This window comes from Pseudoalteromonas sp. JB197 (assembly GCF_002332205.1).
Lineage (GTDB): Bacteria > Pseudomonadota > Gammaproteobacteria > Enterobacterales > Alteromonadaceae > Pseudoalteromonas > Pseudoalteromonas nigrifaciens.
Map to the genome: position 1 here is coordinate 923,870 of NZ_NRGZ01000001.1, position 11,942 is coordinate 935,811.

General features: G+C 39.5%; 10 protein-coding genes. 5 read left to right on the plus strand and 5 right to left on the minus strand.

Annotation, left to right across the window (positions count from 1 at the left end; all coding sequences use genetic code 11):
• Positions 1 to 3: 3 nt before the first annotated feature.
• The gene (locus tag CIK86_RS04475) at positions 4 to 438 is read right to left on the minus strand and encodes a SulA-like leucine-rich domain-containing protein (RefSeq protein ID WP_011327844.1); all 435 of its coding nucleotides are present in this window, start codon (positions 436 to 438) and stop codon (positions 4 to 6) included.
• A gap of 437 nt (positions 439 to 875) precedes the next feature.
• Here CIK86_RS04475 and CIK86_RS04480 point away from each other — a divergent pair, with 437 nt between their 5' ends.
• Entirely contained in the window at positions 876 to 2,168 is a 1,293-nt protein-coding gene (locus CIK86_RS04480; RefSeq protein ID WP_050754470.1) for an NCS2 family permease, read from the plus strand.
• A gap of 76 nt (positions 2,169 to 2,244) precedes the next feature.
• On the opposite strand, the gene CIK86_RS04485 is transcribed toward CIK86_RS04480, so the two are convergent.
• Positions 2,245 to 3,003 carry a hypothetical protein gene (locus CIK86_RS04485; RefSeq protein WP_086993308.1) on the minus strand — a complete coding sequence of 253 codons (759 nt, stop codon included), beginning with the start codon at positions 3,001 to 3,003 and terminating at the stop codon, positions 2,245 to 2,247.
• A gap of 286 nt (positions 3,004 to 3,289) precedes the next feature.
• On the opposite strand from CIK86_RS04485, the gene cysB reads away from it, so the two are divergent.
• The gene (cysB, locus tag CIK86_RS04490) at positions 3,290 to 4,267 is read left to right on the plus strand and encodes an HTH-type transcriptional regulator CysB (RefSeq protein WP_011327847.1); all 978 of its coding nucleotides are present in this window, start codon (positions 3,290 to 3,292) and stop codon (positions 4,265 to 4,267) included.
• A 94-nt stretch (positions 4,268 to 4,361) separates the two neighbouring features.
• Here the strand turns inward: cysB and CIK86_RS04495 are convergent, their stop codons facing one another.
• The 3 genes from CIK86_RS04495 to pabB form a co-directional block, all read right to left on the minus strand.
• Positions 4,362 to 5,738 (minus strand): L-serine ammonia-lyase, encoded by a 1,377-nt coding sequence (locus tag CIK86_RS04495; RefSeq protein WP_086993309.1) that lies wholly within the window; start codon positions 5,736 to 5,738, stop codon positions 4,362 to 4,364.
• A gap of 100 nt (positions 5,739 to 5,838) precedes the next feature.
• A complete protein-coding gene (locus CIK86_RS04500) occupies positions 5,839 to 6,414 on the minus strand; it encodes a CoA pyrophosphatase (protein ID WP_086993310.1) in 576 nt (191 codons plus the stop codon).
• A 16-nt stretch (positions 6,415 to 6,430) separates the two neighbouring features.
• Positions 6,431 to 7,771 carry an aminodeoxychorismate synthase component I gene (gene pabB, locus CIK86_RS04505; RefSeq protein WP_086993312.1) on the minus strand — a complete coding sequence of 447 codons (1,341 nt, stop codon included), beginning with the start codon at positions 7,769 to 7,771 and terminating at the stop codon, positions 6,431 to 6,433.
• Between the two features lie 165 nt (positions 7,772 to 7,936).
• Between pabB and CIK86_RS04510 the strand changes: the two genes are divergently transcribed.
• From CIK86_RS04510 to CIK86_RS04520, 3 genes are all read left to right on the plus strand, one after another.
• Entirely contained in the window at positions 7,937 to 9,463 is a 1,527-nt protein-coding gene (locus tag CIK86_RS04510) for a fumarate hydratase (protein WP_011327851.1), read from the plus strand.
• Between the two features lie 613 nt (positions 9,464 to 10,076).
• A complete protein-coding gene (locus tag CIK86_RS04515; RefSeq protein WP_086993314.1) occupies positions 10,077 to 11,117 on the plus strand; it encodes a Glu/Leu/Phe/Val dehydrogenase in 1,041 nt (346 codons plus the stop codon).
• A gap of 123 nt (positions 11,118 to 11,240) precedes the next feature.
• Positions 11,241 to 11,879, plus strand: coding sequence for a chloramphenicol acetyltransferase (locus tag CIK86_RS04520; RefSeq protein WP_080516808.1), 639 nt, complete (start codon positions 11,241 to 11,243; stop codon positions 11,877 to 11,879).
• The last annotated feature ends 63 nt before the right edge of the window (positions 11,880 to 11,942 follow it).

Below are 11,942 nucleotides of genomic sequence, written 5' to 3' on the forward strand. Positions count from 1 at the left end.
AGCTTATTGAGTTAGTGGTATCTCAAGGTTGTGAGTATTTTTAGTAAAACAGTAAAGCTTAGTATTTGTAGTGCTTAAATTTAATGATAGCTGTGTCAGCTGTTGATCATTAATAATATCAGTCCAGGTAATAACCGCAGCAAAGTTTCCGTTGTGCAGCGCCGAGCTAAGTACATATTCTAAGTTTACTAAATGTTTTTGCCTGATCACCAGTAATTTGCTGGTATCAATGGAGCATGAATCAAGTAAGGCTTTACTCGGTACATGGTCAGGTGCAATCAGCAGTGTCCATGCATTTAAGCTATTGTATTGGTGTAATACTTTAAGCAATTCAAAGGTTGCTGAAATTTCATCTTCAATTTGAATTAAATTTACACAATCACTTTTATCGTCTTGCTGATAACTTTTAACGGTTCTTACGGTAATAGGCTGTAACATAAATTTCTCACTCACTGGGTTTTTATACAGTACCCATATACAGTAGTTTATACAGTGTTATGGTGCAAGTGTTTTTTTGCTAATTATTTGTACAGTCATTCAGTTTTAAATTTTTACACGGATAAAAAAACAAAAATAACTATTAAAAACAGGGCGTTAATATTTTAGGTATGTATTTTATATTTTTTATTAAAGTTATGCAGCGAATAGCACCTATACAGTACTTTATGCTCTATTATTTACGTTAAAGTAAAGCTGATTGCTCAGCATATAAGCACGGTAATTATTATTTTTAAAACCTGAAGTACATACGTATTACCGTGTCATATTTATTATTTCAGCTACTTCAATAACTTAATGCATAACAAGGTAAAATGTCCGGTATTTCGCTATTTTTATGCTAAAATCTCGCCACTTTTTACTACCTTAAGTTTGTTATGCTCGAAGCCTTATTTAAAATCCGCGCAAATGATTCCTCAGTACAACGTGAATGTGTTGCCGGTATGACTACTTTTATTACTATGGTTTATATTGTTTTTGTTAATCCAGCAATGCTTGCCCAAGCAGGAATGGATCAAGGCGCTGCGTTTGTAGCTACATGTATTGCAGCTGCAATAGGCTGTTTTATTATGGGCCTATGGGCCAATTATCCGTTAGCGTTAGCGCCGGGTATGGGATTAAATGCTTTTTTTACCTATGGCGTTGTTTTAGGAATGGGCTATACCTGGGAAGCGGCATTAGGTGCTGTGTTTATGTCGGGTTGTATATTTTTATTTTTAAGTTTATTTAAAGTACGAGAGTGGATTATTAATGCCATTCCACTGGTGCTAAAACAAGCAATAGCGACCGGTATTGGTGCTTTTTTGGCGCTAATTGCGCTTAAAAGTGCAGGGATCATAGTATCTAGCCCTGCAACCTTAGTGCAGCTAGGTGATATTACTGCACCTGGGCCATTACTTGCTATTTTAAGTTTTTTTGTGATTGCGGCATTGTTATATCGCGACTTTAAAAGTGGTGTGTTAATTAGTATTTTACTGGTAACAGGTATTGCTTTGGCTTTTGGTTTGGTTGAATATCAGGGGGTTATGTCTATGCCGCCGTCAATTTTACCAACCTTTATGCAACTTGATTTTAGTGCGGCATTTGAGCTTTCAATGTTGAGTGTTATTTTTGCATTTTTATTTGTAGATTTATTTGATACCTCAGGCACCTTGGTTGCGGTCACGCAAAAAGCAGGGCTTGCAGATGAAAAAGGCAATATGCCACGTTTAGGGCGCGCTCTTAGCGCTGATAGCACTGCCACTATTGCCGGTGCAATGCTTGGTACATCTACTACTACATCTTACATAGAGTCGGTGGCTGGCGTTTCTGTAGGCGGACGCACAGGCTTAACAGCCGTTGTTGTGGGTATTTGTTTTTTATTGATGATGTTTTTTGCGCCACTAGCGCAAATGGTGCCAGCCTATGCCACTGCCGGTGCTATTTTATATGTTTCGGTACTTATGCTACAAAACTTAAAGTTTGTAAACTGGGACGACATGACAGATGCCATTCCTGTTAGTGTGGTGTTATTAATGACCCCGCTGACATTTTCTATTGCTCATGGTATAGCGCTTGGGTTTATTTCATACACTGCGGTTAAGGTATTATGCGGTAAAAAGGATCAAGTAAGTATTAGTGTGTGGATTTTAACGGCATTGTTTATTGTTAAGTTTGCATTTTTATCTTAAAAAACTTATTTAACTATCAATAAAAAAAGCCCATACAATTTTGTATGGGCTTTCGTTTATAAATTTTAGTGCTAATTTACCATTTCTTTTTCGGAGCAAATAGTACATCTAGGTCATCTTGCTCTTGCTCAGTTTTCTTTTTAAGTGCATTGGCATTCGATGCCCTTAGCTCAACACTAATTTCTTCTAAGTAACCTTCGACTTCTTGAGACTTATCACTTATATACTCATCGCTGTAAGATACTGTATTGAGTAATACGAGGGCTTTTTCAAAATACTGCCTTGCAGAGCCTACCATGCCAGCGGATCGCGCCGATAAACCACGTTTAATTTGGCTTTCAATATTTATTTGTAGCTGTAGTTTTTCCATACGCTTGTCTTCGGTTACAAAGAGTTGGCTGTCTAGATTTCCTTTATTATGCTCAGAGCGAAAAATAATACGTAATTTTTTTATACCCTGAATTAGCGACACCAGTTGCTTATCGTTGCTAGGCAGTGACAAAGACGCGTTATTACTTCCCTGAACAGGATTATTTAAACGCTCTTTCGCTTCATTTAAACGGTTTTTTAGTATTTTAGAGCCAGCTGAAAGCGACACCATAGCACTAAGCGCATCGTGATTACGGCGTTGTAAAACACGTAGTGTATTATCCGAAAGCGGAATATTAGCATTATTCATTAACGCTTCTTCGGTTTCCTCAATAATAGCTTTTTGTTTGGTTAGTTCTTTACGGCGCTCAGCTTCTTGTTTTTCTTTATACTGTTGTGCCGCACCAACCCAAAGCGCTATGATGATGAGAGCAACAATTAATACGATTATGATAGAGACGATCATGTTACAGTTCTCAAATTGCTATTTTAATATCCTAATCTTACATTAAATATATAAGAACAGGGAAACTTTGCGCTAATTAACTATAAAAAGCAGGCTAAGAAAGCGTTTAAATCTTAATGCTTTATATGATAATCATTGCTATCTGAAGTATATTTATTGTGCTAGCCTAAGCCTATATTTATTAAATACGATATTATCAATTAAACCCCACCATTTGTCGGGTGGTCAGTTTTTAAAGATAAAGTATTTACCCTCTCAAAAACGAATAATAACGAAATACATAGCTATGAAATTACAACAACTTAGATATATTGTAGAAGTTCAAAATCATAAATTAAATGTCTCAGCAACAGCTGAAAGTTTATTTACCTCACAACCAGGTATTTCTAAGCAAGTGCGCATGCTTGAAGATGAGTTAGGTATTCAAATTTTTGGTCGCAGTGGTAAACATTTAACGCATGTAACGAGTGCCGGTGAAGAAGTCATTAATATATCGCGCGAAATCCTCTCAAAAGTGGAAGGTATTAAAGCGGTTGCTCATGAGCATACTTTACCTGATCAAGGTAAGCTTAATATTGCCACTACTCATACCCAAGCACGTTACGCATTGCCGAATGTTATTAAAGGGTTTATGAAAAAATACCCCGCAGTGTCACTTCATATGCACCAAGGTACACCGCAGCAAATATCAGATGCAGCTGCACGTGGCGATGCTGACTTTGCTATTGCAACAGAAGCACTACACTTATATTCAGACCTTGTTATGCTGCCTTGTTATCATTGGAACCGTAGTATTGTGGTGGCAAAAGACCATCCATTAGCTAAAAAAGCCAATAGTATAACCGTGGCTGATATTGCAAAATATCCGCTTATTACTTATGTATTTGGCTTTACTGGCCGCTCAGAACTAGATAAAGCATTTAGTGCTCATGGGCTTGAGCCGCACATAGTATTTACCGCCACCGATGCCGACGTTATTAAAACGTATGTACGCTTAGGATTAGGTGTTGGAGTGGTTGCGTCAATGGCGATTGACCAGGTCAGTGATACTGATTTAGTGTGTATTGATGCCAGCCATTTATTTGAAGCGAGTACCACTAAAATTGGTTTTAGAAAAGGCAGTTTTTTACGCACTTATATGTATGACTTTATTGAACGCTTTGCACCACACTTAACTAAAGAGCGAGTAGAGCGTGCTAACTTATTACGCAACCAAGAAGATGTTGATAAGTTATTTGCTGATATAGAATTGCCAGTTAAATAATTGTTTCGGTATCTAATACTTAACTGTTAAAAGTAGCTAATAAAAAAGGCGCCTGTTTTTAAACAGGCGCCTTTTTTAATTATAATTAAGTGTGTTAACACTCAATTATATTAACGGCTAAACCACCACGAGCGGTTTCTTTATATTTAGTTTTCATATCGTTACCGGTTTCGAGCATAGTTTTAATCACTTTATCGAGTGATACTTTTTGCTCACCACTACCACGAATTGCAAGGCGTGACGCATTAATTGCTTTTATCGCGCCCATGGCGTTGCGTTCAATACAGGGTACTTGCACTAAACCACCAACTGGGTCACACGTAAGCCCTAAGTTATGCTCCATGCCAATTTCGGCGGCATTTTCTACTTGCACTACATTACCACCTACAATTTCGGTAAGTGCGCCTGCAGCCATTGAGCAAGCCACGCCCACTTCACCTTGGCAACCTACTTCGGCACCCGAAATAGAGGCGTTCTTTTTATATAAAATACCGATAGCGGCGGCGGTTAATAAATAACGCGTAACTATATCGCGATCGACTTCTTTTATAAAAGTATGATAATACATAAGTACTGCTGGTAAAATACCCGCTGCGCCATTGGTAGGCGCGGTTACAACACGCCCGCCTGCGGCGTTTTCTTCATTTACAGCTAAAGCAAATAAGTCGACCCAATCCATAGCACGTAGGGGGTCGTTACTTACTTCAACATTAAGTTTTAAATGTAAATTAGGAGCACGACGTTTTACTTTTAAACCGCCTGGTAAAATCCCTTCGGTACGCATACCACGCTCAATACAGGCTTTCATTACCTGCCAAATATTAAATAACTCGTCTTTAATGTCGTTTTCGCTGCGTAGTGTTTTTTCGTTATGCATCATTAAAGTAGATACACTGAAACCCGACTCTTTACACATTACCAGTAATTCTTGTGCGCTACCAAACGGAAAAGGTGCAGGGTTTTCTTCACGAATATCAAGCGCTGCTTGTTTTTCGTTTTCAAAATCTTGGTCAGTAACAATAAAGCCACCGCCAATTGAGTAATAAATTTGGCTATAAACCTTCTCGCCATTATTAGAGGCAATAATTTCCATTGCATTAGAGTGCTTAGGTAGCGTTTTACGACGGTGAAAAACAATAGCCCCTTGCTTTGGGAATTTAGCCTTATGCGTTTGATTTAAATAAATAACTTGTTCTTTTTCAATTGTGGCTAAAATAGTATCAACCAAATCGGCGTCGATGGTTTCAGGATCATACCCAGCAAGGCCAAGTATTACAGCTTTACCCGAGCCGTGGCCAATACCAGTTTGACCTAACGATCCATATAGCTCTACTTTAATGTCGGTAACGTTTGCTAATAATTGTTTTTCTTGTAGGTCATTAACAAATAAACGAGATGCGCGCATTGGGCCAACGGTATGTGACGAAGAAGGGCCAATACCAATACTAAACATATCAAATGCACTTATCATAATGTGTCTCTTCTGTGTTTACTCAGCACTAGGCTGCTTTTTTGAACGGTCGTGTATAGTAACGCTAAATTGTGACTATGTAACCATTAATCAAGAACATTTAAACTGGTAAGGCGAGTTGTTTTGTAAAGTTTTTAATGATGCTTGCAGTTGCACCCCAAAGTAAACCATGTGGGGTATTGTAACCATATAAAGTAATGGTTTTACCAAAACGCTGAAAAGGCAGGGGCTGCCAATTAGCCTCGTTAGTTAAATCACGCAGTGGTAATAAAAAACTAGCTTGTACCTCATTATGATCGTTCTCCCAAATAGTGTGTTTATTAAGCATGCCAACAAAAGGGCTAATGTTAAAGCCGGTGAGTGTTGAGTACAAAGGTAATTGGCCAAATACTTTAACATTACTGGGCGTAATATTTAGCTCTTCATGTAGTTCACGCAGGGCAGTAGTGCGAAGCGTAATATCACTTGCTTCAAACTTACCACCGGGCAAGCAAATTTCACCGGGATGATGGTGCAAATAAATAGGGCGCTTACACAGTAAAATATGCGCATGATCGTCTACATCAATAAGCGGCAACATGACTGCGCTGGCACGCTTTTTAGGGGTATCTATTCCTTGATCTGGCGCTGCCGTAGGGCTTAACTGAAACCGCGCTATAATGTGTTCACTATTCAAAGCGACCTACTGTTATTTATAATAATGGAAGTATTTTATTTACTTTATCGTATGTTTCTTGATATTCCAATGCAACTTTAGAATCAGCTACTATGCCACCACCGGCCCAGCAGTGTATTTGTTGAGCGTGGCATACTAAAGTGCGAATAGTAATGCTGGTATCCATGTTACCACAAGCACTTAAATAGCCTATTGAACCACAATAAATACTGCGACGATGCGGTTCAAGTTCTTCAATAATCTCCATTGCTCTCACTTTAGGCGCGCCAGTAATCGAGCCCCCAGGAAATGCTGCAGCGAGTTGATCAACCGCCGTTTTACCCTCTGCCAATGTGGCAGTAACTGTACTAACTAAATGATGCACCGCCGGAAAGCTCTCAATAGCAAATAATGAGGGCACCTGTACCGATCCTGGTTTGGCTACTTTACCTAAATCGTTTCGTAATAAATCAACAATCATTACATTTTCGGCGCGATCTTTGGCAGAGTTTGCCAATAATTGTGCTTGCTGGGCGTCTTGCTGCAGATCCGCTTTTCGCGGTAGCGTGCCTTTAATCGGCTTAGTTTGCACTTGATTATCGCTTACTAATATAAAACGCTCCGGAGAAATAGACAAAATTGCGCCTTGCGGATGGTTTATAAAGCTAGAAAACGGCGCTTTATTCGCTGCTGTTAATTTAACGTAGGCAGCCCAAGGCGAGCCTTCATATTGGGCACTAAAACGCTGTGCTAAATTTATTTGATAGCAATCGCCTGTTTTTAAATAATCTTCAATTACGGCAAATTTTTGCGCATAATCAGCGCGGCTCATATTAGATTGCCACGCAGTTTTAAGTGCAAAGCTAGGCATAATGGCAGGTTGTGCTAAATACTGCTGATAAAGTGCTAAGCGATTAACCTTAGGCTGGGCAATATAAAACCAACTGTTTTGTTGTTTATCGTATATGAGTGCATCTAAGTACAAGCCAACGGCCATTTGTGGCAAGTCTATATCGTTTATAGCGCTACTTGGGAGGTTTTCAAGTGTGCGGCCTAAGTCATAACCCAAATAACCCAGCCAGCCACCACTAAAGGGTAGGTTGTTGGCCGCTTTGTTGTTATTAAGTTTTAGCAGTTCGCTGTTCATTATTTCAAAGCAGCTTCTTGCATCGGGTTGGTTATTTAAAATACTCAGGTTGTTTTGTACTTCCAGTGTGCTTTTGGGCTCGATGGCAATAATATCAAAACGACTGTCTACATGCTCACTATTGGCCGAATCGAGTAAAATGGCATAAGGCAAGTGGGCAAAATGCGCAAATACATCAATACAGCTTTGTGTTATGGCTAATTTTATACAATTATTTTTATTGTTTAGCATTTACTACCCCTTTAAGAACTGGCTCGAAACGGGCGAGGAGGGTATCATAAGTCAAATTTTTTTGGCAGCGTTTAGTTGCTTCCCAAATTAAAAACAGTGCAAACCACCGTCACCGGTTTGATATAGCTTACGCGACCCCGCGTAACGGTAACTTAAGGAACCACTATGAGTACAATCCGTCAGCAAGACTTTATAGATAGCATTGAAGATGCTTTGCAGTATATTTCCTTCTATCATCCCCTTGATTTTGTTCAAGCGCTTGAAAAAGCCTATAACAAAGAACAAAGTAAAGCAGCAAAAGATGCCATCGCACAAATTCTAATTAACTCGCGTATGTCGGCTGAGGGCAAGCGTCCGCTTTGCCAAGACACAGGTATTATTACCTGTTTTGTTAAAGTAGGTATGGATGTTAACTGGGATAAAACCGATTTAACCGTTCAACAAATGGTTGATGAAGGCACACGCCGTGCATACTTAAATCCAGACAACCCGCTGCGCGCCTCTATTGTTGCAGACCCTGCAGGTACTCGTAAAAACACCAAAGACAATACCCCTTCAGTTGTACATATAGATTTAGTAGCGGGCGGTAAGGTTGAAGTAATGGTAGCGGCTAAAGGCGGCGGCTCTGAAAACAAAAGTAAAATGGTTATGTTAAATCCATCTGACGATGTGGCAGAATGGGTAGAAAAAACGCTACCTACAATGGGCGCAGGCTGGTGTCCGCCTGGCATGCTAGGTATAGGTATTGGTGGTACGGCTGAAAAAGCGGCAGTAATGGCTAAAGAGTCGTTAATGGATCCGGTAGATATTCATGAATTAATGGAACGCGGTGCAGAAACCACAGAAGAAAAGCTACGTTTAGAAATATTTGAACGTGCTAATAAATTAGGTATTGGCGCACAAGGCTTAGGCGGTTTAACAACGGTTGTTGATGTTAAAATTAAAACAGCACCAACGCATGCAGCGTCAAAACCGGTCGTGATGATCCCTAACTGTGCGGCTACTCGCCACGTACATTTTACCCTTGATGGTTCAGGCCCAGCAAACCTAAAAGCACCTAAGTTAGAAGATTGGCCACAAGTAACCTTTGAAGTGGGCGAAGGCACACGTCGTGTTGATTTAAATACCTTGACCAAAAAAGATGTGCAAGAATGGAAAATGGGTGAAACTGTTTTACTTTCGGGTACTATTTTAACGGGTCGAGATGCCGCGCATAAGCGTTTGCAAGACATGATCAACTCAGGCGAAGGTTTACCTAAAGGCGTAGATTTTGATAATAAATTTATTTATTACGTAGGCCCAGTAGATGCTGTACGTGACGAAGCAGTTGGCCCAGCGGGTCCGACAACGGCTACGCGTATGGATAAATTTACCGATATGATGCTAGAAAAAACCGGTATTGTAGGCATGATAGGTAAAGCAGAGCGTGGCCCTGCTACGGTTGAGTCTATTAAGCAGCATAAGTCAGTGTACTTAATGGCAGTTGGCGGCGCGGCGTATTTAGTATCTAAAGCAATTAAAAAAGCACGTGTTGTTGCTTTCGAAGATTTAGGTATGGAAGCCATCTACGAGTTTGAAGTAGAAGATATGCCGGTAACAGTCGCTGTTGATAGCGAAGGTGCTAATGCGCATACGCAAGGCCCTGCAATTTGGAAAGCTAAAATTGAAGAGCTAGATAGCAAGCTAAAGTAATCTAACTTACTAATATACAAAGCGAGCCCTGTGCTCGCTTTTTGTTTAACTTAAACTAAGTAACCTGATCTCTGGATAATAAACCTATCTCAAGCAGCTATTTTCAGCGCTAACTGCGTTGAATTCACTGAAAATCTCTGGCTAGAGAAAATAAAGTTAAATATAACTATGATTCAATACGTTAGTAAATCTCTTAACCAGAGTTCAGGTTAAATAACCTGTTCTATTGCCCGTAATTTAATTTGCTTAGCAAAAGAGTGAACAGCTCTGACCAGCTCTCTTAAACCACCCCCTTTTTAAAGCAAACCTATGTAGCATAAGCGTTTGCATATTATGCTTGCGTGTAATTTAAACTTTACAGTTATTAGTTGCGTTACGTTCACGTGAGCGTAAACCTTGTGGTGTTTGTTATTTTTAGCTTTTAATACTTGATTTCTTTACCTTTGTGGAATTTTTATGTGCACTTACAATTAAAGCTGGCTATTTAATTCAATGCTGTTTTGCGCTTGGGTTTATCCTCTCGTGGTATAGCGAAGCGTTATCCGAAGTGATAAAGTCTCGGCAATTTCATGCATGCATACCCTTTAGGGTTAACTATTTCGGAGTATTTAAAGTGGTTGTGTTTAATCAAGTTGAATTTGATAACCATGAACAAGTGGTTTTTTGTACTGATAAAGAGTCGGGTTTAAAAGCAATAATTGCGGTACATAATACAAACCTAGGTCCGGCAGTGGGCGGATGTAGAATGTGGGATTATGCAAATGATGAAGATGCAGTTTACGACGTGCTGCGTTTATCCAAAGGCATGACCTATAAAAATGCAGTTGCGCGCTTGCCATTTGGTGGCGGTAAATCTGTGATTATTGGTAATGCTAAAGAAATTAAATCTGAGCAATTATTCCGTGCTTTTGGTCGTCAATTAGAGCGATTAAACGGCAGCTACTATTCTGCTGAAGATGTAAATATCAACTGCGACGATGTTGCAATGATGAACAAAGAAACCAGTTATGTACTTGGCCTTGAAGGCAAAAGTGGTAACCCATCACCATTTACAGCATACGGTACGTTTTTAGGTATAAAAGCGGCATTAAACCATCAGCGTGGTCATCAAAACTTTGCTGGTATTAAAGTAGCAGTACAAGGGTTAGGGACTGTTGCTTATACTTTATGTAAGCATTTGTCAGAGGCGGGCGCTGAGCTATATGTTACTGATATTAACCAAGCAGCAATTGACCGTGTTGTTAATGAGTTTGGTGCTACAGCCGTTGGCATTGACGGAATTTACGATTTAGACGTAGACGTGTACGCACCTTGTGCACTAGGTGCAACTATAAACGATGCAACTATACCGCGCCTTAAAGCTACTATAATTGCAGGCTGTGCCAATAACCAGTTGGCACAATCGCGCCATGGTGAAATTATTCGTGAGAAAGGTATTTTATATGCACCAGATTACGTAATTAACGCCGGTGGTATTATTAATGTTTATTATGAAACGCTACCAGAAGGGTACAGTGCTGCTGCGTCAAATAAACATGTTGAAGGTATTTTTGATACCCTAACTGAAATTTTTGCGCGTAGTGAAAAAGAGCAAAAATCTACGCATTTAATTGCTGATGAGCTTGCACAAGAGATCCTTAAAAACGGTCTTTAATCGGCTAAATAAGTTAACCGTAAATATTAGGGCGTGCAATTGCACGCCTTTTTTTTGTTTATACGTTAAACTTAATTTTTTATTTTATGTGTTTATTTATCTATGTCTTCTTCGCCTGTTTCTATGCAGCCTATTGATTTTGATAGCTGGCCCCGTAAACAACATTTTGAGTTGTTTAAACACTTTTCTCAACCTTACTTTAATGTGTGTGTACAGCTAAACGCGAAGGCCTTATATAATTACTGTAAAGCGCATCAGCTGTCTTTTTTTCAGGCCTATACTTATGCCACACTTAAAGCGTGCCATGCGTACCCGCCAATTATGCTGCGTATTATTAATGATAAGCCATGGCTACTAAGTAACACCCGCGCTAGTGTGGTTGAGCTGGCAGCAGATGACTCGTTCAGGTTTAGTTACTTTAGTGATAAGGCCAACTTTACTGAGTTTGCCGTGCATGCCAGCGCAGTTAGTTTTAATGCTAAATCGCAGCCTTTATTTTCTGACGCCTTTGCACAAACCGAAGGGCAGGCCGACTTAATTCATATTTCGGTATTACCTTGGCTAAATTTTAGTGCTTTTTCGCATGCGTTTAGTGAAGGGAAATGTTTAGGGATCCCTAAATTTGTATTTGGTCAGCTTAATAAACAGCAGCAAACTATGCCCTTAGCTATTGATGTACATCACTCTTTAATGGATGGTTTACACGTAGCAAAGTTTATAAACATTTTACAAGATACATTTGATAACTTTTGTAAAGATTAGTTAATGAAATGCTACTGCAGGCTGTGGTAGTATTTTCTTAGTTTAGCTGGTTTTGGTTGGTTT